The sequence below is a fragment of the Acidithiobacillus caldus ATCC 51756 genome (assembly GCF_000175575.2).
GTDB lineage: Bacteria > Pseudomonadota > Gammaproteobacteria > Acidithiobacillales > Acidithiobacillaceae > Acidithiobacillus_A > Acidithiobacillus_A caldus.
On sequence record NZ_CP005986.1, the window covers coordinates 2,375,001 to 2,397,049 of the forward strand.

A 22,049-nucleotide genomic window follows, 5' to 3' on the forward strand; every position below is an offset into this window, starting at 1 on the left:
GGAGTCGGTTTTTCTCGCTCTGACCAGTGGGGAGCGTACATGACGGCTGCCTGGCGCAGCCTGCGACCAGCGCTTTTTTTGCGCGACAATTTCTACGCGCTACTTGGAACCCTGATTCTCTTTATCCTGGTCTTAAGCCTGGGGCAGAGCAAGGTGCAGGTGGACCACTGGCATCCGAGTCACGCGTGGGCCGCCGAGTTTTCGCGCACCCTCTTGGGCTTTGGCTTGCTCATGCTGAGTGCCGGGCTTTTCGTACACTACTGGCGTATCGTGAGCGAGCCCCTCGTCTTCCCGGTGCCGCGCTTTCGCCGCGACCATCGCTGGCTTTTTTCAGCCCTGGTCGTCCTCTTGGCCGTTTTTGCCGCAGCCGTGCTTTTGCGGCGGGATGCGCCACTCCCGGGGGCCTTGTTGCTTCCGCTCCCCTTCATTCTCAATGGCGTGGGTATAGCGGCATTCCTGGGATCGCCAATGGCAAAGGCCCAAGGCGCGAACCGCTGGCTCGGGCCGTTGTTACTGTTACCTTCCTACCTCATCATTTTCATCGGTCCGCTCTACTGGAGCATCGGTACCCTGGCACCCGCCCTGGCCATTCCCCTGGCGCTGCTCGCGGCGGTCATCATCGCCCTGGCCCTGGTGCATACCCCCCAAGAGCTGCGAACGCGCATCGCCGCGCGCCGTACGGCACGCTGGACGCTACCGCGCCTACCCGTGGATGGTATCCGTCGGATCCTCGCTTGGACGCCAGGGCCAGCGCGCTTTGCGCCCTGGGTATACGGTCCAAGACGCTTTGGGATTCTGGGGACCATGCTGAGCCAAGGGATAAACTTCGGAGTCTTTGCGCTCATCTTCTTCGCATTCCTGCACTGGGGGGCCCATCCGCCGCCGGGTACGGACCCGCTGCGGTTGATTATCGTCCGCGCCTTGTCCTTCGCCAGCCTCTTCGGCTTAGCGTGGGGAAGTTGGATAGTGCGCCATTTCGAGTGGCAAAGCCTCTTGCTCACGGGCGCCTGGGGAGACCGGCGTGGGGAGATGGTGGATCGCTGGTTGGGCGACTATGCCCGGCATCTTTCCGTGCTCGTCGCCGCGAGTCTGCTCGTGCCCCTCATCCTGATGGCGCTTTTGCCGATTCCCATGTCAACGCTGTTGGCAACGCTCTGCATCTTTGCCGCCGCCCTGGTCGTCAATGCCTATCTGCCCTTGACGGCGGTGGCCCTGGGTGCCTTCCGCGGATTGGGCTATGGCCTCGTCGTCAGCCTCGGCGCCTTGGGCAACTTCCTCCTACTGAGCCTTTTGCTGGGCTTTTGTCTGCTCGCTCCAGCGGGCGTGCGGAGTTTCTCACCCGCGTGGGATTTCAGTTTGAGTCTCGTTGCGCTGGTCTTCATCCTGCTCGTTCACCAGCGGGCCAAGGCCCGATTGCAGGGCGCGGACTGGCTTTTGACGGGCTTGGCCAAGGGACCGGCGCCCACCTTGGCGTCGGCGCGGGGACGGGAACGACCCTGGACCGCCTTCGCTGGCCTGCTGCTCATGCTGGCTTTATTTTTGGGTCAGCTGGGCGTGACCATTCTCGCCCTTTTCGTGCGCGGCTTTTGGATTGGCGTGGAGCTCGGGATGCGCTATGCCGCGGAACATGTGCCCGTGCCCGTCAGACTCATCCACTCGACCATAGCGCAGGTGAGCCTCGACTTTCGGATTTGGACGGGGCTCCTCGCCTATATCGTCACGGCCTTGGCATTGCTGGGTTTCCTTTATTGGTACCTGAGCCGCGAACAATGGCGCAGCCCAGCGCAGGTGGCGTGGTGCCCACCGAGCACGACCCGCGCTTACCCAGTCGCTTTTGTATTGGGCGTGCTGCTCGCGGCCCTGAGCGCCCTGCTCTTCATCGCCTTTCCACCGCCCGAACACCTGAGCCCACAGAGCTTGGGGATATTCGATGCCTTTCACCTGCCGGGCTGGCCCAACTACGTGATGATCCTGCTCACCGTGATCCTGGCACCGGTGACCGAGGAGATCGTCTTTCGCGGGGCGGGGCTCGCGGGTCTGCGGCGGCGTCTGTCGCCCTGGGTAGCGGGAAGCATCGTGACCCTGCTCTTCGTCCTCGCCCACGTGCCCTCCAAGATCGACGACTTCCACTATCCCGAGGCTCTGCTCATCATCGCCGCTCTGGGCACCGCCCTACTCTGGCTGCGCCTCAAGTACCGGTCGCTCTGGCCGCCCATTTTTCTTCACGCCCTGTGGAACGCAGCCGCCGTGGCGGCGGTCCTTCTGCACTAAGGCGTTGGGGGCTCGGGCCGGGGGGCGTAACCTTCCCGCCGACATCAACCTGTGGGGCGCATGAGCGGCGTCGTGTTCCTTGGGTCCGCCAGGTGGGTCTGTACGTGGCGCTTCAGGTGCTCGGAGCCTCGCCTCCCGGCGGCGTGGCCTGATTGGCATCGGCACCGTAGGGGGCATAGCGATAGGGTTCTGCTGGCAGACTTTGGACTATCTGCTCTAGGCTCGGGGCCTGAACATCGATGGGTGTCGGGACCGTATTGGGCTGGTGCACCAGGTCGATGACTCGCTGCCAATTGATGATGGGCTTGGTCTGGGTGCCGGCAAGGTAGCGGGTGATGGCATCCACCGCCCGCTGCTGGGGAGAGTTGGGATCCTTGTACTCCGGAAGGGGCTGGAAGGACTGGAGGTAGAGATGACCATCGCCGTCACTGCCGACGAGATACGGTGCATCGATGCTGCGCACCGGGGTTCCCACTCGAACCATCTTGAAGAGCTGCACTTCGTTCTCGGGATAGACGTGGAAACAGCCGTGGCTGACGCGCATGCCCACACCCCAGGGCTTGTTGGTACCGTGGATGTAGATCTGCGACCAGCCCGTCTCGAGCGCGAGCTCTCCCATGGGGTTGTCCGGCCCGGGCGGAAAATAGGCGGGGATGGGTTCGCCGGCCTTGGCGTGCTCTTCCTGAATGTTCTTGGGCACCGTCCAGCTGGGGTTCTTGACCTTGGCGATGATCCGAGTGCTGCCCAAAGGATCGGGCCACTTGGGCCGGAAAATACCGACGGGGTAGGTATAGACGACCTTTTGTTCCGGCGGAAAGTAGTAGAGTCGGCGCGCCGGGATGTCGATGACGATACCGACCCAGGGTTTGGGGGGGAGGATATATTCGCTGGGGATCAGCACCCGCGTACCGGCACCGGGCAGCCACGGATCCACGCCGGGGTTGGCGGCTCGGATCTCGTTGTAGCCGATGTCGTAGTGACGGGCGATATCCAGCAAGGTGTCCTGCTGACGAGCGGTCACCACCCGCAGCTTGCCGACCATGTTGGAGCCCGGCGGCGGCAACGGGAATTCCGCTGCCGCCGCGGGCAGTGCGAGGACCGTCGCCAGAACCGCAAGACCAAGCCCCGAGTACCGCCATCTACGCATCGCCATCACCCAACCGACTCCATCCATGCCAGATCCACTACCTGTTCCTTGCCATCCTCCGAGCGCAGGCGCAGGTATTCGCGCCCCTTTTCCGTCCAGACATCGGCGATGATACCACGCAACTCGCGACCATCGCGCAACTGCAGCCGTACCCGCCGCCGCTGTATGGCGGCGAGTTCCAATTCGCTGTGTAGCGCGCAGCCGATGGGAATGTAGGGCGGCTCACTGGCCACGAATGACCTCCACGCCGCCGAGATAGGGACGCAAAGCCGCCGGCACACGCAGGCTGCCATCGGCCTGCTGGTGGTTCTCCAGCAGGGCGACCAGGGTGCGACCCACGGCCAGACCGGAGCCATTGAGGGTATGGGCGAGCTCCGGACGACCGTCGTCCTTGCGGTAGCGAAGCTGCAAGCGACGTGCTTGAAAACTGCCGAAGTTGCTGCAGGAGCTGATCTCCCGATACATCCCTTGACTGGGAAGCCAGACCTCCAGGTCGTAGGTCTTGGCGGCACTGAAACCGAGGTCGCCGGCGCAGAGGGCCACCACCCGATACGGGAGCTCCAGGCGCTGCAGGATCGACTCGGCATGGGCCGTCAGTTCCTCGTGAGCGGCGGCGGAAGCGTCCGGACGGACGATCTGGACGATCTCGACCTTGTCGAACTGGTGCTGGCGGATCATGCCGCGGGTATCCCGCCCGGCGGCGCCCGCCTCTCGCCGAAAGCAGGGGGTATAGGCGCAGAATCGCTGGGGCAGCGTCTCGACAATGCTTTCCCGCAGCAAGTTGGTGAGGGGAACCTCGGCCGTGGGGATGAGGTAATAGGGGTCGTCGCGTAGGGCGAAGAGGTCTTCCTCGAACTTGGGCAACTGGCCGGTGCCGAAGAGGGAGGCGGCATTGGCAAGATAGGGGGGGGCGATCTCCAGATATCCGTGCTCTTGGGTCTGGACGTCCAGCATGAACTGGATGAGTGCGCGCTCGAGACGTGCACCGAAACCCTTGAGCACGACGAAGCGGCTGCCAGCGAGTCTGGCGCCGGCAGCAAAATCCGCCATGCCCAGTTGCTCGGCAATGTCGACGTGGTCGCGGACCGCAAAATCGAAGGTCCTGGGCTCGCCCCAGCGGCGTAACTCGACGTTGTCGTTCTCGTCGCGACCATCGGGAACTTCGGCGTCCGGGAGGTTGGGAAGGGTCTGTACAAAGGTGTCCCAGGCGGCAAGGGCGGCGCGCTGATCCTCCTCGACGGTGGCGATGCGCGCGGAAACGGCCGTGGCCTCACCCTGCAGGGCAAGGGCATCCTCGCCGCTGCGCTTGGCCATCCCGACGGCCTTGGACAGGCGGTTGCGTTCGTTGCGCAGGTTTTCCAGTTCTACCTGCAAGGCCTTGCGCCGATCATCCAGATGGCGCAGCAAGGCCAGATCCAGAGTGAAGCCACGACGGGCGAGTCCCGCGGCCACGAGCTCGGGCTGGGTACGCAACAGGTTGGGGTCGAGCATGACGGTCAGTCTCCTGGGCCCTTGCGATGGGCGGCAATCCAGCGCAGACGCTCGCCCATGCGTTGCTCGAAGCCGCGCTCGGAGGCCTGGTACCAGGGCCCAGAGAGGCCGGCGAGGGCCTCGGGAAGATAGGTCTGCGCCGGCGCGATGGCGTCGGGAAAATCGTGATCGTATTGGTAATCGCGACCGTAATCCAGATCCTTGAGCAGCTTCGTCGGCGCATTGCGCAGATGAAGAGGCACCGGATGGCTGGGCTGGCGCCGAATCGCCTCCTGCACCTTTTTCCAGGCGCTGTAGGTGCGATTGCTCTTGGGGCAGCTGGCCAGGTAGACAGCGGCCTCGGCCAGCGCCAGCTCACCTTCCGGGCTGCCCAAAGCCTGAAAGGCAGCCCGAGCGGCCAGGGCTATCTCCAGGGCGCGCGGGTCGGCAAGCCCCACATCCTCCACCGCCACACGGATCAGGCGGCGGGCGAGGTAAAGGGGATCGGCGCCGCCATCGAGCATGCGCGCCAGCCAGTAGAGGCTCGCATCCACATCGGAGCCACGCAGAGATTTGTGCAAGGCCGATATCTCGTCGTAAAAATGCTCTCCACCCTTATCGAAGTGGCGCCAAGCCTGCCCCGCCGCTGCCGCCAGCACCGGCGTGTCCAGCCGGCGCCGACCATCGTGCAGAGGGGCCAACTGCACGGCAAGGTCCAGTATGTTCAGCAATCTGCGCGCATCGCCATCGGCCTGGGCAAGCAGCTGCGCACGGGCCGAATCGGGAAGCTCCACCGCCAGGTCGCCGAGACCGCGCTCGCGGTCGTGCAGGCTGCGTTCCAGAATCGCTGCGAGCGCTTCCTGCCCAAGGGGCTCGAGTACGTAAATGCGGATCCGGGACAGGAGAGCACCAACCAGGGCGAAGCTGGGATTCTCTGTCGTTGCCCCGATGAGGGTGAGCGTACCTTCCTCCAGGTGGGGAAGCAGGGCATCCTGCTGAGTTTTGTTGAAACGGTGGATCTCGTCGATGAAGAGCACCGTCGACTCACCCCGCCCACGTCGCTCCGTGGCCACGGCCGCCGCCGCGCGCAGCTCTCGAACACCACTGTCCACGGCGGAGAGGGTGAGCACCTCGGCACCCTGCTCAGCCGCCAGGAGGTGTGCAAGGGTCGTCTTGCCGACTCCAGGCGGTCCCCAGAAGACGAGGGAGTGCAGAGACTTTTGCCGCAGCATGGCGGCGATGGGCCCAGCAGGACCCAACAACCGTTCCTGGCCGATGAACTCGGCGAGGGAGCGCGGGCGCATGCGCGCCGCCAAAGGCCGCGAATCGCTACCGGTCAATGCAGATCGCTCGCCCCAACGGTGGCAAGGGCCTCAAAAGCTGCGGGAAATGGCAGCTCCAAAGGTAAAGGCGCTGGCCTTGTAGTCGCCGGGAGCCACGGTGATGCCACTGCCGGGTAGGGTATAGGCCCCAAGCCCGGTGCTGCCGGAGAAGGCATAGGCGGCACCGATGTCGTAGTGCCAGGGGCCAAGGCCAATCCCTAAGCCAAAGCCTGCCAGATTGCTGCTGGTGGCGGGGACAGCCACGCCGACGGCATCGCCACGGCTCGGATCGCCCTCATGGGCGATGCCGGCACGCACGGCAAGGTCCTGATTGAGGTGGTAGCTCATTCCAAGGCGATAGGCGAGACTCGATTTCCAGTGCAGACTACCGTAGTACGGCAACTGCGCGTTGCTCCAATCGGTCCAGTCGACGTCCAGCTCGGTGGCAAAGGCCTTGGTCCAGCGGTAACGCAGCCCCGCCTGGACACGACCGGGCAGATCCACGTGTCCACCGCCGGCAGCGATACTGGCGGGGGAGCGGTAGCTCAGGGCAGCGTTCAGGGTCTCGGTGGTGTAGAACAGTGCGACGTTACCGCCGACACCACCGCCGTTGGCGGAGATGGGGCCAAAGTGCCCACCCAGGGTCTGATAGTAGTCCAGACCAACGCCAACGCTCAGGTCCGGCAACACGAGGTAGGCCACGCTGGGATTGATATCCAGTACCCGAAGACTGTTCTTGAGATAGGGGCTGCTGCTGCCCAAAGCTCCCGGCGCCCAGGTATCGCGGATGCTGTAGGGGGAGGTAATGGCGATGCCCGCCGACAGCGGCAGGGCCGAAAAGCGATGGCTGAAAAAGAGATTGGGAAGGATATTGGTGTTGGTCTGCGCGCCGACGCTGCCGTCGGGGCCCGCGTAGGTGTAGCTTGGCCGCTGCGCCAGCAGCTCCAGGGCAGCGCGATTGCCCGGGAAAAAGACCATGGTCGCGGGATTGTCGGCAAGGCTGCTCACGGGTTCGCCATCGGCCAGGGTTGCCCCTCCCTCGGAGAGCGCAGCCACACTGGTGGGCACGGTATAGCCTGCGGCCCAGGCAGAACCACTACCGGTCAATGCCAGCAGGGCCAGAAACAGGGGAGCAGTAGAGCGTCGCATGGATCGATCCTCCGGGATCAGGGATTACTGAGCACGTCCACCCCCTTGGGCGGGACGAACTGAAAGACGTGAGCGGCAACGGGGGCATTGACGCGTACCTTGGTGAAACGCAGCAGCGTGGTCTGGGAAAAGGCATCTTCCATGCGCATCTCGCGCAGTTGCCCACGGCCATCGAAACCCAGGCGCAGGGAGGTGAAGCCTTGCGTCTGCCCCTCCTTGGGTTCCAGCAGCACCCACTGCAGACCAGCCTTGGCCGGCAGGGCCTTGACCTTGAAGTCTTGATCCAGGGTATCGCGACCGGCGATGAGGGCGGCGGGGGTCGAACCCAGACTTTTGCCCAAGGGCTGGACCGTCACCTGCTGCAACGCGGGCTCATACAGCCAGACGCGCTCGCCATTGGAGACGATCACCTGGCCATTGGCGCCGGCATAGTCCCAGCGGAACTTTCCCGGCCGGGAGACCCACAGGCGCCCACTGGCGCGCTTGATGATCTCACCCTGGGCGTTGGCGATCTCCTGACTGAAGTCGGCGGTGACGGTGTGGGTATCCTGAAAAAAGCGGTGCAGATCCTGCACGGCACCGGCTGCCTGGGCAACACCGACGAGCAGAAGGCCCAGGGTAAAGCCCATCAACCAACGCCACAGCAGCCCGATCCCGCCGCGCCTACGCTCAGTCTTCATCCCGACCTGGTGGGGGTCCGCCATAGATTTCTCTGCTCCCGTTACTCTGCAGTGGCCCGACTACACCCGCCCGTTCCATGGCTTCGACCATGCGAGCCGCGCGATTGTATCCTACTTTGAGCTGACGCTGCACGTAGGAGATGCTGGCCTTGCGGCTGCGGGTGACGATGGCCACGGCCTGATCGTAGAGCGGGTCCGTTTCGGCGTCGTCGTCGTCACTACCACCCTCCCCGTCCTCGCCCTGACCCGCCAGGATGTCGGCATCGTAATCGGGCGCGCCGAGACTGCGCAGGGTATCCACCACACGATGTACCTCTTCGTCACTGACGTAGGCACCGTGGACGCGCTGGGGATAGCCCGTCCCAGGCGGCAGGTAAAGCATATCGCCTTGCCCCAACAAGGTTTCCGCGCCCATCTGATCGAGGATGGTGCGCGAGTCGATCCGCGAGGATACCTGAAAGGCTATCCGCGTTGGAATGTTGGCCTTGATGAGGCCGGTGATGACGTCCACCGACGGCCGCTGGGTGGCCATGATCAGGTGCAGGCCAGCCGCTCGCGCCTTCTGTGCGAGACGCGTGATCAGGGTTTCCACCTGCTTGCCCACTACCATCATCAGATCGGCAAACTCATCGATGACGACGACGATGGCCGGCATCGGTTTGAGCGGCAAGGGTTGACCATCGGCGTCGCGATCGGGTCCGAGAACGTGCTCACCGCGACGCTCTGCCTCGTGCAGCTTCTGATTGTAACCGCCCAGATTGCGGACCCCGATGTGGGCCATGAGCTTGTAGCGGCGCTCCATCTCCGCCACGCACCAGCGCAGGGCGTTGGCCGCCTCCTTCATATCCGTCACCACCGGCGCCAGCAGGTGAGGGATTCCCTCGTAGACCGAGAGCTCCAGCATCTTGGGATCCACCAGGATCAGACGCACCTCGGCGGGCGTCGCCTTGAAGAGGAGACTCAGGATCATGGCATTGACGCCCACGGATTTGCCGGCACCCGTCGTACCCGCCACCAGAAGGTGGGGCATGCGCGCGAGATCCGCCGCCACGGGCTGGCCGCCGATATCCTGACCGAGAGCAAGGGTCAAAAGGCTCTTGCTCTGAGTGAAGGCGGGACTGGAGAGGATCTCCGTCAGCCGGACGATGCGCCGGCGGGGGTTCGGAACCTCGATCCCCATGGTGGCCTTGCCCGGAATGGCTTCCACCACCCGTACCCGCGCCGCCAACACCCGCGCCAGATCCTTGCTGAGGCCGGCTACCTGACTGACTTTGACGCCGGCAGCGGGCTCGATCTCGAAGCGGGTGATGACGGGCCCCGGGTGGGCAGCCACCACGCTCGCCTGCACACCAAAGTCGGCCATTTTTTCTTCCAGGAGACGGGAACGTGCCGCCAGTTCCTCTGGACTGCCCGTCAAGCCCGGATCCAGGGGATCAGCCGGGTCGAGCAGCGCCAGAACGGGCAGACCGCGCTCGTCCAGGGCCGCCATGCTCAAGGGAAGTTGCCGCTCCGCAGCGCTGGACGGGCAGGCAGCCGTCGCGCCGGGCGAGCGCCGTGGTCCCGCAGCGGGTGGGGGCGATCCCGCGGTGAGGACGGCAGGCGGCGGCGCCGCAGGGCCAGGCGGCTGGACAGCCGAAGGCTCGGGTCGCGAGACCGAAGGCACGGGGGCAGCAGAGCCATCTTGGCCTTTCTCGCGCCGTCGCCATGGACGGGGCAAAGCGGACAGGCGCAGGTGCAGGCGAGGTCGCGGCAGACCTGGTAGGGACCATCCGCTAAAGGCGGCGCGCGCCCGCCGTGGCGATACGGCGAAAATCAGGGCCAGGCTCAGGATGAGCAGCGACAACTCCACCAAGAGGAGACCACCCACGCCGATCCTGGGCAACAGCAGCGCCAGAATGGCCTCACCCAGAAGACCGCCCGCACTTTGGCTGGGAAAGGGCCAGGAGGCCGCCGGCCAGAATTGCGCCGCCATGGTCGAGATCGTCGCCAGCAGGGGTAGCATGGCGACGGGCCGCCACCATGGAAACGGCTGCCGCCAGAAGGTTTGCCGGGCGAGACCCCAGGCCCAGTAGAGCAGGAGAACGGGGAAGATCCAGGCCGATACGCCCACCAGCTGGATCAAGGCGTCGGCAAGGTTGGCTCCCGCCGTGCCGCCAAGATTGCGCACGCCTTCACCCCTTCCGCTGTTGAACCAGTTCGGATCGAGGGGATGGAAGCTGTACACGGCCATGGCCGTAAAGGCACCCAGCAGGGTGAGCATCAGGAGCCAAAGCTCGGTCTTGCGCAGGTGCGAAAAAAGCGCGAGACGCCGCCGCGGTGCCGGGGCACCCTTGCGCGATTTGGAACGGGCGGCGTCGGAGCTGACACTGGGCATCGCTCGGACGCTAAAGGAGCTTGTCCAACCTGTCAAGCCTCGCTCAGGAAGCCTTGGCCAACCATGCGCCGGACCGTGAACCACGGGCGTCCAAAGGGGAGGATGTCGGCAGCGCCCGCGCCGCCTTGGCTTGGACTCAACCCACGAGACTGCGCTCGCAAGTGGAGCGGCCTGACACCCCAACCATGCGATGCTATCCTGTGCGCTCCGTACGTTGCGAGGCGAGCAGAGACCAGATGAGCAAACAGCAGGCAATCATCGACGAAAAGTCGTCCCGACTCTTGATCCTCGGTTCGGGTCCGGCGGGCTACACGGCGGCCATCTACGCCGCACGCGCCAACCTGCGGCCCGTGCTGGTGCAGGGTATGGAACCTGGTGGCCAGCTGATGACCACGACGGACGTCGACAACTGGCCGGGTGCCGCCGACGGGATCCTCGGCCCGGAGCTCATGGCCGAACTGGAAAAGCAGGCGCGCCGCTTCGACACCGAGATCCTTTTCGATCACGTCCATGAGGTGGACCTGAGCCAGCGCCCGTTCCGGCTCAGCGGTGATCAGCACTGCTACCGCACCGATGCCCTCATCGTCGCCACCGGCGCTTCCGCCAAGTATCTGGGCTTGCCCAGCGAGGACCACTTCCGGGGCAAGGGCGTGTCCGCCTGCGCCACCTGTGACGGCTTCTTTTACCGTAATCAGGATGTGGCGGTGGTGGGCGGCGGCAACACCGCGGTGGAGGAAGCGCTTTATCTCAGCAACATCGCGCGCCATGTGACGGTGGTCCACCGCCGCGACAAGTTCCGCGCCGAAAAAATCCTGCAGGACAAATTGCTGGCCAAGGAAAACGTCACGGTCGTCTGGGATCATGTGGTGGAAGAGGTACTTGGCGATGACAGCGGCGTCACGGGCCTGCGCATACGCGAGCGCGATGGCGACGCGACCCGTGAACTGCAGGTCATGGGCGTGTTCATCGCCATTGGCCACAAGCCCAACACGGACATCTTCCGCGGCCAGCTGGACATGGACGACAGCGGCTACCTCATCACCCGCGGTGGTCGCGACGGTCTGGCCACCATGACCAGCGTGCCCGGCGTATTTGCCGCCGGAGACGTGCAGGACCACGTCTATCGTCAGGCGGTCACCAGCGCCGGCAGCGGCTGCATGGCCGCGCTGGATGCCGAGCGCTGGCTGGAAAACCCCAGCGAGTGATGGCGTCGTGGGGCGGATACCGAGGCCCAGGCCGCGATCCGCAAGACCGGTCGCCCCAGGCGCGGGACCGACTCCGGAGGAATCTGCGCTGTTTCGGGGAAGCGTTGGTCCAATTCGCCCCTTCCCTGCTCCGGAACCTCCACCTCGACCGGCGCCACCGCCGCCGGAAGCACGTCAGCGGGAGGCCGACGAACGGGCAGTCATCGCTGCCCTGGACGACCCGTCTCCCGAAGACATGGCGTGGCTCAATGGCGACGAATGGGTATTTCTGCGACCGGGGCTGCCCCAGACGCTCCTGCGCGACCTGCGCCGAGGGCGGATACGTACCCAAAGCGACCTCGATCTCCACGGTCTCGTAGTGGAGGAGGCCCGCTTGGCCGTGGCCCAATTCCTGCAGGATGCTCGTCGCCAGCGCCTGACCTGTGTCCGCATCATCCACGGCAAGGGCCTTGGGTCGCCGGGGCAGGTGCCCGTCCTGAAACGCCTGGTGGGCTTGTGGCTGATGCGCCGTCAGGAGGTCCTGGCCTTCACCCAGGCCCACCCGGCCGAAGGCGGTGGTGGCGCCGTGCGGGTGCTGCTGGGACGCGGCGCCAAGGGACGCTGAGCAGGGACAAGCTGGCGTAGCCGCAGGCCGGATTGCACACCAATACCGCCCGGGCTATGACGGACACCCGCCACCGCCAGAGCGCCGCACGTGCCCGGCGGGTTCAGCGTACTTGCAGGGAGTCTGCCGGTTCCCACTTGCTGCGACTGGGCAGGTCGCCATCGGCGTCGGCCAAGGCCGCGAGGATGGGACAATGCTCCACGGGCCCACGGCCGGGACAGCGCTCGGCCTGTTGGGCAAGGGCGTCGCGCATGCGCCTAAGGTCGGCGATCTTGCGATCGATATCGCCGATCTTGCGCTCCGCCAAGGCCTTCACCGCCGCCATGTCGCTCTCGGGCTGATGGCTGATGTCCAGCAGTTCCTTGATTTCGCTCAGCGAGAAGCCCAGATTCTGGGCGCGACGGATGAAGCGCAGGCGCGCCTCGGCCTCGCCATCGTAGAGCCGATAGTTGGATTGTGTGCGTTGCACCGGACGAATCAGGCCGATGCGCTCATAATAGCGCAGGGTTTCCGCCGCCAGTCCCGCCTCGCGCGCCAGACGCCCAATGGTCACGTGATTGTTCATGACTCCCTTCCTGTAATTAGCTGGACAACAGCCTGTAGTCTATCGTAAAGCGTTCCTATAAAGCAAAACCCGTGGGGATCATCGAGCCTGGGTCTGCACGCCTAGGGCCTCCAGAGCCACCGTAGCAAAGCTGCCGGAGGGCAGGGAGAAACGCAGGTCGAGGCCCTCGTCGTCGACCCACTCCCAGGAGCACTCCCGCACACGACAACGCAGCGCCCGCCGTGCTGCCCGCAAGCCCTGCGCGCCGAGGCGATCGGCCCAGGATAGTCCGTTCTCGGGGAACTCCGGCGGCCCCATCCAGGCCGCCAGCGCCGCTTGCTCCACCTGCGCCGCTTCGTCCTCGGGGCCGTCGGTACCCGACCCGGGCAAAGGACCGCTGGGGTGCAGATCCCAAGCGTGCAGACGCGCCTCGAGCGCGGACCAGTCCGCGTCGCTCCGTCGGGCAAGAAAATGACTGTGCGAACCCTCGAGCTGCACACGCTCTCCCGGGAGCAGAGTCTGCCAACTGCCCGTGCGTACACGCTCGGTCAAGACGGCATTGAACAGCGCCGATCGCGCCGCCGACCACAAAAGGCCCCGCTGCCCGCGCTGCAGACGCTGGCCGGTACCGGCAAGGAGCCGGGCAGCTGCAGCAAGATTATCGTGACCGAAGCGCTGGCCCCCAAAATAATTGGGGAATCCCAGACGCTCCAGACGGTGTAGCGCTACGTCCCAGTCCCGGCGACTGCCACGCAGTACCCGAAGGGACAGGCGAAAGCGATTGCCCAGGTGCGCCCCGCGGCGCAGCTTGCGATCGTGGCGATGGCGTTCCAAAATCTTCAGGTGTTCGTTTTCCAGCACCGTCCAGTCTGGCTCGGCCCTGCCCGGCACGGGGACGGTAAAAAACTGGCGAGTCCGGGCGTGGCGATCCTTGAGGCCGGCGTAGCCGATGTCGCGCACATGGACACCGGCATGACGGGCGAGACGACGCGCCACCTCCTCGGTGTTGAGGCCACATTTTTCTATGTGCAAGAAGACATGCTCACCCACGCCGCTGGGTTGAAAGGGGAGCAGTTCCTGGACGAAGAAGGTATCCGGCCCACGCCGGAGAACTCCGCCGATGTCCTCGTCCAGCCTGGGATACTGGCGCTCCAGGCCGCTAATCATGGGCGATCAGGCAAACGGCGTGGGTAGCGATACCCTCGCCCCTGCCGGTGTAACCCAGATGCTCCGTGGTGGTGGCCTTGATGTTCAGACGATCCTCGCCAAGCTGCAGATCATCGCAGAGGTTGCGGCGCATGCTGGGGATGTGTTCCGCCAGGCGGGGACGCTGACAGACCACCGTCGCATCGACGTTGATGGGTTGCCAGCCCCGTTCGGCCAGCAGCTCGCGGCAGTGGCGCAGCAGGATGCGCGAATCGACTCCGGCGAAACGTGCATCGGAATCGGGAAAATGGCGACCGATATCGCCCAGGGCCGCAGCCCCCAGCAGCGCATCGCAGATGGCGTGGATCAAGACATCGGCGTCGGAATGGCCAGCCAGACCCAAGGCAAAGGGAATGCGCACTCCACCAAGGATGAGTGGTCGCTCCGCCACCAGGGCGTGGACATCGAAACCGTGACCGATACGCAGTTCGCTCATGCTGCTCCTCCTCCGCTCCCGTGCGCCGCGAGAATGGCCGATGCCAGCTCGAGATCGTCGGGGTAAGTGATCTTGATATTGTCGCTACGCCCGCGTACCAGGCGTGGATGCCAGCCCTCCCGCTCCATGGCAGAGGCCTCATCGGTAATGGCCAGGCCCTGCTCCTTGGCACGGGTCAGGGCCGTCAACAGCGGACCCAAGGGAAAGGCTTGGGGTGTCAGGGCACCCCAGAGGTGGTGGCGATCGACGGTACCCAGACTGTGCCCCGCCTCCTCCCGTTTCAGGGTATCGGCTACCGGCACCGCCAGCAGCGCCCCCTGGGGGCTATCGGGCAAGACATCGAGGAGGGCATGCAGGTCTCTATCGCGCAGGCATGGCCGGGCGGCGTCGTGCACCAGCACCCAATCCTGACCGAGAGCCCCCTGGGACAGCAGCGCCTCGAGCCCCAGGCGCACCGAATCGGCGCGCTCGGCACCACCGACGACGGGCGGAAGGAGTCGTTCCGCCACGGCACCCAGCAAATGGCGCCAGACGCCCGTGGCCAGATCTTCGCCCGGCAGCGCGAGCTGCACACCCGCGATCCGTTCCTCACCCAGGAAGGGGGCGATGGCGTGTGCCAACACCGGGCGGTCCATGAGGGTGAGATACTGCTTCGCCTGGGCCGAGCCAAAGCGTTGCCCCCGCCCTCCGGCCGGGATGACCACCCAGATCTTGTCCATGCACTTTCCCTTGTTACTTGCCCTGGCTGCGGCACCACGGCAGATGATAACGCGACGCCCCGCATTTTGCAGTTTTCGCGGTCCCCTTATAGACTGAGCCCCTTCGTCGTAGGGAAGCATCGGCTTGGGAGCAGAGTTTTCTTTGGGGGCCGCCCCTGGTCCGGGGGTCATCCACAGCTTCAGTCAGTGGCACGGCGCGGCGGGACCCTGGCTCGCCGCCCAGGCCGTGGGCCGCTGGCAACGACCGATACTGGCCATCGTCAACAACGCCCGGGAGCTGGATGCCTGGGTTCGGGAGTGGCGCTTCTTCGCGCCGCAGCTGGGCGAGGCCCTGGTCTTCCCCGATCGCGACATCCTTCCCTACGATCGCTTGAGTCCGCCGGCGGAAGCCACGGCAACCCGTCTGGCGACCCTGGCAGCCCTGCCCCGTTGGCGCGGAATCTGCGTGACCTCCGTGGCCGCCGCCCTGCAAAAACTGCCACCGGCGAGCTTTCTGGATCAACACGCCCTCGTCCTGCGGCGCGGCGACCAACTCGAGCCCGAGCACTTTCGCCAACGCCTGGTGGACGCCGGCTATCGCGTCGTCGCCGAAGTGTCGGAGCCGGGCGAACTGGCCTGGCGTGGGGGCATCATCGATCTGTTCCCCAGCGGCAGCGCCATGCCCTACCGTATCGAGCTCTTCGACCGCGAAGTGGAGAGCATCCGCTCCTTCGACCCCGAAAGCCAGCGGAGCCTTGCGCCGGTGGCGGAGGTTTCGACCCTGCCAGCCCGTGAGCTGCCCGTGGACGAGGGCGCTCTGCAGGCCTTCCGCGCACGCTTTCGTGCCCGCTTCAGCGGCGATCCGCAACGTGCCGAAATCTACCGGCGCGCAAGTCAGGGAGCCGTTCCCGCCGGCGCCGAGCACTATCTGCCCTTGTTCTTTGAAACGCCGGGCAAGCTTTGGGATTTCCTCCCCCGCGATGCCATCCTGCTAACGCCCCCGGGCCTGGCCGAGGCATTGGCGCAGGTCCGCACGGACTGGCAGGAGCGTTACGAGGAGCACCGCCACGACCCAAGCCATCCCCTCTTGAGCCCCGAAGAGTTGCTATGGGATCCGGCCACCTGGCAAGCCGGCCTCGCGGCGCGCGGGCGTCTGGCGGCAGATACGGGGAGCGCGGCCCAGGCCCTGCCACTGGCGCCACCGCCAAGCTTGCAGGCCGATCTGGACCAGCCCCTGGCGGGCCTCGATACCTTTCTTGCGGGTCTGCCCGGTGGCGCCCGTGCCCTCATCGCCGCCGAATCGCCGGGACGCGCCGAGGCCCTGGCCGAGCACCTCCGCCAGCACGGCCATACGCCGGAACGCTGCGCCGACTGGCCCAGTTTCCTCAGGACCGAAAGCCCCATTGCCCTGGCCGTAGCCCCCCTGGAAAGGGGTCTTCTGGAGATGCGTGGCGGTAGAATCCAGCGCGCCCTCGTCTCCGAGGCGCAGATCTTCGGTGATCGGATCTTTGCCCAGCGACGCAGCCGCAGCGCCCGCCGTCGCAGTCAGGAGCACCTGATCCGCGACCTCGGCGAGCTGCAGGCCGGCGACGCGGTGACCCACGAAGACTATGGCATCGGTCGTTTCCGCGGCCTGGAAACGCCCTTCGTAGCCGCGGGCGACGTCAACGAGTACGTGGTCCTCGAATATGCCGGCGGCGATCTGGTCTACGTTCCCGCCGACCACCTGGATCGGATCGCCCGCTATATTGGCAACGGCGTGGACGAACCGGAGCTCACCCGCCTGGGCAGTCGTTCCTGGGACAAGGCCAAGGCGCGCGCCCGGGCCAAGGCAGTGGACGCGGCCAGTGAGCTGCTGGACATCTACGCCCGGCGTGCGGCCCGCCCGGGACGCGCCTTCCCACCCCCGGACGAGCGTTACTGGGACTTTGTCTCCCGCTTCCCCTTCGAGGAAACCCCGGACCAGCAGGCGGCCATCGATGCCGTCATCGCCGACATGACACGGACGCAGCCCATGGATCGGCTGATCTGCGGCGATGTCGGTTTTGGCAAGACCGAAGTGGCACTGCGCGCCGCTTTCCTGGCGGCGGCGAGCGGTGCGCAGGTAGCCGTGCTGGTTCCCACCACCTTGCTCGCGCAGCAGCATTTCGAAAACTTCCGCGACCGTTTCGCCGGACTGCCCATCCGGGTCACCGTCCTGTCGCGCTTTCAAAATGCCCGCGAGCGCCGTGAGATCCTGGCACAGCTGGCCAGTGGTGCGATCCGCATCGTCATCGGCACCCACCGCCTGCTGAGCCGCGACGTGCGGTTCTGCGATCTGGGTCTGCTCATCCTCGATGAGGAACACCGCTTTGGCGTGCGCCAGAAAGAACAGATCAAGGCTCTGCGCTCCGAGGTGGATGTGCTGACCCTCACCGCCACCCCCATCCCCCGGACCCTCAACCTGTCCCTGGCGGGACTGCGCGATCTGTCCATCATCGCCACCCCGCCGGAGCGACGCCAACCCGTTCGCACCTTTGTCCAGGTCTTCTCCGAGGACCTGGTACGCGAAGCCTGTCAGCGCGAACTGCACCGCGGCGGCCAGATCTATTATCTGCACAACGAGGTCCGGGACATCGAGCGCAGCGCGGCCACACTGCGGCGCCTGGTGCCGGAAGCGCGCCTGCGCGTCGCTCACGGACAGATGCCGGAGGCCGAACTGGAGAGCGTGATGCTGGACTTCTACCACCAGCGCTTCGATATCCTGCTGTGCACCACCATCATCGAATCGGGCATCGACAACCCCAGCGCCAACACCATGCTCATCGACCGCGCCGACCGCTTCGGCCTTGCCCAGTTGCACCAGCTGCGCGGTCGCGTTGGGCGGTCGCACCAGCGCGCGTACTGCTATCTGTTTACCCCCGATCCCCGCGCCATGACGGAAGATGCGCGCCGGCGACTGGACGCCATCCAGTCCCTGGAGGACCTGGGCGTGGGTTTCGCCCTCGCCAGCCACGACCTCGAGATCCGCGGTGCCGGAGAACTGCTGGGCGATGCCCAGAGCGGGCACATGGAAGAGGTCGGCTTCACCCTCTTCATGGAGTGGCTCAACGAGGCGGTGGATGCCATCCGTGCCGGCCGCGATCCCCAGAGTCTCGCCGAGAGTCGCGCGGAGGGACCGCGCATCCACCTCAACATTGCCGCCCTCATACCCGCCAGTTACATCGGCGACGTCCACCTGCGTCTGCAGTTTTACAAACGCCTGGCGCGGATTCGCAAGATTGACGAGATCGGCGAACTGATGGTGGAACTCATCGATCGTTTTGGTCCGATCCCGGCAGAGCTGCGGGCCTTGCTCTGTCAGACCCACCTGCGCCTGGTGGCTCAGGAAATGGGTGTGTTGGCCATCGATGCCGGGCCCGCCGGCGCCCGCCTGGAATTTGCCAAAACGCATCGCGTCGCACCGGAAAAGGTCATCGCCCGCCTGCAGCAAAATCCCTCGGAGTTCCGTCTGGAAGGTGAGCAGATACTGCGCTGGCGCCGTGATCTGCCCGAGGGTGAGGCGCGTTGCGAGGCCACCTTGACACTCATCCAATCCTTGAGGAGAACGCCATGAGCAGTACGCGCCTTGCGATTTTGAGCCCATCGGCGGTGGGGCCCATGCCCCTGCCGGCCATCGTCGGCAGCATCGTCCAGGGGCATCTGGAGCAGCGGGAGGTCTGGGGCTGCTGGCTGCAGGATTGGGAACTGCCGGTGTCCGTGAGCGAGCTCAGCCCGGTGCTGGATGAGTTGGGGCGCCAGTGTCTCGCCCAGGGGCGAGAACTTTTCTGGACAGCCCGGGACCAGAACGAGGTCCGCTTGCGCCTCGTCCTGCAAGGAGAAGGCGCCGCCACACCCCTGCGGCGTGCCTTGACCGCCCTGAAGCTGCAGGGCTTCACCCCGGCGCGGGTGTTGGAGGCGCAGGGCCGGGTGCTGGCGCTGGAGATCTTCGGGCCGGATCTGTCCCTGCCCCTGGGCAATCATCGGCTCGCCGAAGCCATGGAAGGTCTCGCGACGGACGCTGCCCTGGCACCGTTCTGGTCCCCGGATCATTTTCGGCTGCTGGTGAGCGACATGGACTCGACCCTACTCAGTATCGAATGCATCGATGAGCTGGGGGAACACCTGGGCCTCAAGCGCCAGATCGCCGCCATCACCGAACGCTCCATGGCCGGCGAGCTGGATTTTCGCAGTTCCCTCCTGGAGCGTACCCGGCTGCTGGCCGGGACTCCTGCCAGCGCCATCGATGCGGTCATCCGCGATCGTCTGCAGCTCAATCCCGGCGCGCGCGAACTCATCGCCGCCGCCAAGCGCCACGGCGTGCAGACGGCGGTGGTTTCTGGCGGTTTCACCCAGTTCACCCGGCACCTGCAGGAGTCTCTGGACCTGGACTACCAGTTTGCCAATACCCTGGAAATCCGCGACGGCAAGCTCACGGGTGTGGTACTTGGGGACATCGTCGATGCCGAGGCCAAGGCCAATATCCTGGAACTGCTGGCCATCACCGCCGGCACCGATGCCAAGCGCTGTGTGGCCATCGGTGATGGCGCCAATGACCTACCCATGCTGCGCAAGGCCGGAGTGGGCATTGCCTACCACGCCAAGGCCACCGTGCGCGCCCAGGCAGACTTCCAGATTCGCCACGGCGGGCTGGATGCCGCCATCGCCTACCTCGGCTGGTGAGCCAACTCCTCTTGCACTTTTTTAGACAATATATAAAATAAGATCAGTTTTAATCTAACAGCACAGGAGATGGTCATGAAACTCACCAACAAGGAAGGCCAGGCGGTTCCCCAGGTCGTTTTCCGCACCCGCGAAAACAACCAATGGCGCGACATCAGCAGCAAGGAACTCTTCAGCGGGCGCACGGTAGTGGTCTTCGCCCTCCCCGGGGCCTTCACCCCCACCTGCTCCTCCAGCCATCTGCCCCGCTACAACGAGCTTGGACCTACCTTCCGCGAGAACGGTGTCGATGAGATCCTCTGTATCTCCGTCAACGATGCCTTCGTGATGGAGGCCTGGGCGAAGGAACTGGCCGTAGAGAACGTCCGCCTCATCCCCGACGGTAACGCCGAGTTCACCGCCGGCATGGGCATGCTGGTGGACAAGAGTGACCTTGGCTTCGGTCGGCGCTCCTGGCGCTATTCCATGCTGGTGCGTGACGGCATCATCGAAAAGATGTTCATCGAACCCGACAAGCCCGGCGATCCCTTCGAGGTCTCCGATGCCGACACCATGCTGCGCTATCTCAATCCCGAGGCACGCGAGCCAGAGTTCATCGCCTTGTTCACGCGCGAAGGCTGTCCGCACTGCGCCCGCGCCAAGCAGATGCTCAAGGATCGTGGTCTTGCCTTTGAGGAGATCCGCACCGGTATGGGCACCGGTGTGAGCTCCCGCAGCATCCGTGCCGTCAGCGGCCGCTCCACGGTACCGCAGGTCTTCATCGGCGGCCGCCACATCGGCGGCGCCGACGATCTGGCCCGCTACCTCAGCGCCCAGTAAAGCTCGAGGGGGTGTGCGAACACCCCCTCCTCTCCACAATCGGGGGTTCCGGAATGTCCCATCACCACGAATTTGACTATGTCGTCATCGGCGGGGGCAGCGGCGGCATCGCCAGTGCGAACCGCGCCGCAAGCCATGGCGCGCGGGTCGCACTGATAGCTGCGGGGCCCCTCGGGGGTACCTGTGTCAATGTCGGCTGCGTCCCCAAAAAACTGTTCTGGAACGCTGCCCAATTGGCCGAGGGCGCGCAACTCGCCCGCAGTTATGCGCTGTATGGGGACGCACCCGAGTTTCGCTGGCCGGAGTTCACCCAACGTCGGCAGGAATACATCGGCAGGCTCAACGATCGCTATGCCGAGGGCCTCGCCAGTAATGGGGTCACGCTCTTTCGCGGTTTTGGGCAGCTTGCGGGCGAGCATCGGGTCCGTGTCGACGGCAAGACTGTCCTCGCGGCCCCACACATCCTCATTGCGACGGGCGGCGAGCCCATCCGCCCGGATCTTCCCGGTGCCGAACTGGGCCTGGACTCCGATGGCTTCTTTGCCCTGCAGGAGCAGCCGCGTCACGTCGCCGTCGTCGGTGCCGGGTACATTGCGGTGGAGCTGGCGGGACTGTTGCAGAGTCTCGGCAGCAGAGTCTCCCTGGTGATGCGGCGCAATCACTTTCTCCATGGTTTCGATGCCATGTTGCGCGAGGGCCTGATGGAGGCCATGGCAGCAGCAGGGGTCACCCTGTTACCGAAAAGACAGGTGTCGCGCCTGGTGCGTGGCGCCCGGGGTCTGGAGCTGCATTTTGCCGATGGCGAGCGTTTGCAGGGAATCGACACGGTCTTGTGGGCCGTGGGACGACGTCCGCGCAGCCGCGACCTGAATCTCGAAGCCGTGGGCGTCTATCCCGACGACGCGGGCTACCTGCCCGTCGACCGCTATCAGAACACCCGGGTCGAAGGCATCTATGCCGTGGGCGACGTGACGCGGGCACCGGCACTCACCCCCGTCGCCATCGCCGCTGGGCGACGCCTGGCCGATCGGCTTTTCGGGGGCCAGCCGGAGCGCCACCTAGACAGCAGCCTCACCCCGACGGTCATCTTCAGCCATCCGCCCATCGCCACCGTCGGGCTGACGGAGTGCGAGGCGCAGGAACGATACGGCGCCGACAACGTGCGTGTCTACCGCAGCCGCTTCACTCCCCTGCTGCGGGCGCTGGATCGGGACCACCCCCAGGTCACCCACATGAAACTCGTCACCACCGGTGCCGAGGAGCGCATCGTCGGCCTGCATGCCCTGGGAGATGGGGTGGAAGAGATGCTGCAAGGCTTTGCCGTGGCTATCCGCATGGGCGCGCGCAAACGCGATTTCGACGACACCATCGCCATCCACCCCACGAGTGCCGAAGAGTTCGTCACCATGCGCTAGGGACTACG

19 protein-coding genes (1 of these 19 only partly in view) are annotated in these 22,049 nt (G+C 65.3%); 8 read left to right on the plus strand and 11 right to left on the minus strand.

Annotated elements, in window-relative coordinates; genetic code table 11:
• Positions 1–43, plus strand: the 3' end of a protein-coding gene (locus ACAty_RS11565; protein WP_226822953.1) for an ABC transporter ATP-binding protein. Its footprint begins 875 nt before the window's first position; the window shows 43 of its 918 coding nt (coding positions 876–918); its start codon lies beyond the left edge, outside the window; the stop codon is at positions 41–43.
• A complete protein-coding gene (locus ACAty_RS11570; RefSeq protein ID WP_004868775.1) occupies positions 40–2,271 on the plus strand; it encodes a CPBP family intramembrane glutamic endopeptidase in 2,232 nt (743 codons plus the stop codon). The genes ACAty_RS11565 and ACAty_RS11570 overlap by 4 nt, the downstream gene beginning before the upstream one ends.
• A gap of 112 nt (positions 2,272–2,383) precedes the next feature.
• Here ACAty_RS11570 and ACAty_RS11575 read toward each other — a convergent pair whose 3' ends face one another.
• From ACAty_RS11575 to ACAty_RS11605, 7 genes are read right to left on the minus strand one after another with little or no spacing between them, the layout of a single operon-like run.
• Entirely contained in the window at positions 2,384–3,424 is a 1,041-nt protein-coding gene (locus ACAty_RS11575; RefSeq protein WP_014003445.1) for a L,D-transpeptidase family protein, read from the minus strand.
• Positions 3,424–3,651 (minus strand): Rho-binding antiterminator, encoded by a 228-nt coding sequence (locus ACAty_RS11580; protein ID WP_004868781.1) that lies wholly within the window; start codon positions 3,649–3,651, stop codon positions 3,424–3,426. The genes ACAty_RS11575 and ACAty_RS11580 overlap by 1 nt, the downstream gene beginning before the upstream one ends.
• Positions 3,641–4,909 (minus strand): serine--tRNA ligase, encoded by a 1,269-nt coding sequence (gene serS / locus ACAty_RS11585; RefSeq protein WP_004868784.1) that lies wholly within the window; start codon positions 4,907–4,909, stop codon positions 3,641–3,643. The genes ACAty_RS11580 and serS overlap by 11 nt, the downstream gene beginning before the upstream one ends.
• Positions 4,910–4,914: 5 nt before the next feature.
• The gene (locus ACAty_RS11590) at positions 4,915–6,228 is read right to left on the minus strand and encodes a replication-associated recombination protein A (protein ID WP_004868785.1); all 1,314 of its coding nucleotides are present in this window, start codon (positions 6,226–6,228) and stop codon (positions 4,915–4,917) included.
• A 33-nt stretch (positions 6,229–6,261) separates the two neighbouring features.
• Positions 6,262–7,359: an OmpP1/FadL family transporter gene (locus ACAty_RS11595; RefSeq protein WP_004868787.1), complete on the minus strand. Its 1,098-nt coding sequence runs from the start codon at positions 7,357–7,359 to the stop codon at positions 6,262–6,264.
• A gap of 17 nt (positions 7,360–7,376) precedes the next feature.
• Positions 7,377–8,039 (minus strand): outer membrane lipoprotein chaperone LolA, encoded by a 663-nt coding sequence (lolA, locus tag ACAty_RS11600; protein WP_226824333.1) that lies wholly within the window; start codon positions 8,037–8,039, stop codon positions 7,377–7,379.
• Positions 8,029–10,413, minus strand: coding sequence for a DNA translocase FtsK (locus ACAty_RS11605; protein WP_004868791.1), 2,385 nt, complete (start codon positions 10,411–10,413; stop codon positions 8,029–8,031). The genes lolA and ACAty_RS11605 overlap by 11 nt, the downstream gene beginning before the upstream one ends.
• A gap of 236 nt (positions 10,414–10,649) precedes the next feature.
• On the opposite strand from ACAty_RS11605, the gene trxB reads away from it, so the two are divergent.
• Complete coding sequence (gene trxB, locus ACAty_RS11610) at positions 10,650–11,618, plus strand: thioredoxin-disulfide reductase (protein WP_004868794.1); 969 nt, start codon at positions 10,650–10,652, stop codon at positions 11,616–11,618.
• 235 nt (positions 11,619–11,853) lie between these two features.
• Complete coding sequence (locus ACAty_RS11615) at positions 11,854–12,222, plus strand: Smr/MutS family protein (protein ID WP_004868796.1); 369 nt, start codon at positions 11,854–11,856, stop codon at positions 12,220–12,222.
• Positions 12,223–12,325: 103 nt separating this feature from the next.
• Here the strand turns inward: ACAty_RS11615 and ACAty_RS11620 are convergent, their stop codons facing one another.
• From ACAty_RS11620 to ispD, 4 genes are all read right to left on the minus strand, one after another.
• Positions 12,326–12,787 (minus strand): heavy metal-responsive transcriptional regulator, encoded by a 462-nt coding sequence (locus tag ACAty_RS11620; RefSeq protein ID WP_004868798.1) that lies wholly within the window; start codon positions 12,785–12,787, stop codon positions 12,326–12,328.
• 78 nt (positions 12,788–12,865) lie between these two features.
• On the minus strand, positions 12,866–13,933 hold the full coding sequence (gene truD / locus ACAty_RS11625) for a tRNA pseudouridine(13) synthase TruD (RefSeq protein WP_004868799.1): 1,068 nt from the start codon (positions 13,931–13,933) through the stop codon (positions 12,866–12,868).
• Positions 13,926–14,408 (minus strand): 2-C-methyl-D-erythritol 2,4-cyclodiphosphate synthase, encoded by a 483-nt coding sequence (gene ispF, locus ACAty_RS11630; protein ID WP_004868800.1) that lies wholly within the window; start codon positions 14,406–14,408, stop codon positions 13,926–13,928. The genes truD and ispF overlap by 8 nt, the downstream gene beginning before the upstream one ends.
• Positions 14,405–15,127 (minus strand): 2-C-methyl-D-erythritol 4-phosphate cytidylyltransferase, encoded by a 723-nt coding sequence (gene ispD / locus ACAty_RS11635; protein ID WP_004868801.1) that lies wholly within the window; start codon positions 15,125–15,127, stop codon positions 14,405–14,407. The genes ispF and ispD overlap by 4 nt, the downstream gene beginning before the upstream one ends.
• Positions 15,128–15,251: 124 nt before the next feature.
• Here ispD and mfd point away from each other — a divergent pair, with 124 nt between their 5' ends.
• The 4 genes from mfd (at position 15,252) to gorA (ending at position 22,041) form a co-directional block, all read left to right on the plus strand.
• Complete coding sequence (mfd, locus tag ACAty_RS11640; protein WP_004868802.1) at positions 15,252–18,701, plus strand: transcription-repair coupling factor; 3,450 nt, start codon at positions 15,252–15,254, stop codon at positions 18,699–18,701.
• The gene (serB, locus tag ACAty_RS11645) at positions 18,698–19,807 is read left to right on the plus strand and encodes a phosphoserine phosphatase SerB (RefSeq protein WP_004868804.1); all 1,110 of its coding nucleotides are present in this window, start codon (positions 18,698–18,700) and stop codon (positions 19,805–19,807) included. The genes mfd and serB overlap by 4 nt, the downstream gene beginning before the upstream one ends.
• 75 nt (positions 19,808–19,882) lie before the next feature.
• A complete protein-coding gene (locus ACAty_RS11650; protein WP_004868805.1) occupies positions 19,883–20,626 on the plus strand; it encodes a glutathione peroxidase in 744 nt (247 codons plus the stop codon).
• A 53-nt stretch (positions 20,627–20,679) separates the two neighbouring features.
• Positions 20,680–22,041, plus strand: a complete 1,362-nt coding sequence (gene gorA / locus ACAty_RS11655) for a glutathione-disulfide reductase (protein ID WP_038472274.1) — start codon at positions 20,680–20,682, stop codon at positions 22,039–22,041.
• The last annotated feature ends 8 nt before the right edge of the window (positions 22,042–22,049 follow it).

What these genes read in the sequence shown, in the direction of transcription:
- ACAty_RS11570 (WP_004868775.1), top strand. Translation starts at nt 40, where the DNA reads ATGACGGCTGCCTGGCGCAGCCTGCGACCAGCGCTTTTTTTGCGCGAC.
- ACAty_RS11575 (WP_014003445.1), bottom strand. Translation starts at nt 3,424, where the DNA reads ATGGCGATGCGTAGATGGCGGTACTCGGGGCTTGGTCTTGCGGTTCTG.
- serS (WP_004868784.1), bottom strand. Translation starts at nt 4,909, where the DNA reads ATGCTCGACCCCAACCTGTTGCGTACCCAGCCCGAGCTCGTGGCCGCG.
- ACAty_RS11595 (WP_004868787.1), bottom strand. Translation starts at nt 7,359, where the DNA reads ATGCGACGCTCTACTGCTCCCCTGTTTCTGGCCCTGCTGGCATTGACC.
- lolA (WP_226824333.1), bottom strand. Translation starts at nt 8,039, where the DNA reads ATGAAGACTGAGCGTAGGCGCGGCGGGATCGGGCTGCTGTGGCGTTGG.
- ACAty_RS11605 (WP_004868791.1), bottom strand. Translation starts at nt 10,413, where the DNA reads ATGCCCAGTGTCAGCTCCGACGCCGCCCGTTCCAAATCGCGCAAGGGT.
- trxB (WP_004868794.1), top strand. Translation starts at nt 10,650, where the DNA reads ATGAGCAAACAGCAGGCAATCATCGACGAAAAGTCGTCCCGACTCTTG.
- ACAty_RS11615 (WP_004868796.1), top strand. Translation starts at nt 11,854, where the DNA reads ATGGCGTGGCTCAATGGCGACGAATGGGTATTTCTGCGACCGGGGCTG.
- ACAty_RS11620 (WP_004868798.1), bottom strand. Translation starts at nt 12,787, where the DNA reads ATGAACAATCACGTGACCATTGGGCGTCTGGCGCGCGAGGCGGGACTG.
- truD (WP_004868799.1), bottom strand. Translation starts at nt 13,933, where the DNA reads ATGATTAGCGGCCTGGAGCGCCAGTATCCCAGGCTGGACGAGGACATC.
- ispF (WP_004868800.1), bottom strand. Translation starts at nt 14,408, where the DNA reads ATGAGCGAACTGCGTATCGGTCACGGTTTCGATGTCCACGCCCTGGTG.
- ispD (WP_004868801.1), bottom strand. Translation starts at nt 15,127, where the DNA reads ATGGACAAGATCTGGGTGGTCATCCCGGCCGGAGGGCGGGGGCAACGC.
- serB (WP_004868804.1), top strand. Translation starts at nt 18,698, where the DNA reads ATGAGCAGTACGCGCCTTGCGATTTTGAGCCCATCGGCGGTGGGGCCC.
- ACAty_RS11650 (WP_004868805.1), top strand. Translation starts at nt 19,883, where the DNA reads ATGAAACTCACCAACAAGGAAGGCCAGGCGGTTCCCCAGGTCGTTTTC.
- gorA (WP_038472274.1), top strand. Translation starts at nt 20,680, where the DNA reads ATGTCCCATCACCACGAATTTGACTATGTCGTCATCGGCGGGGGCAGC.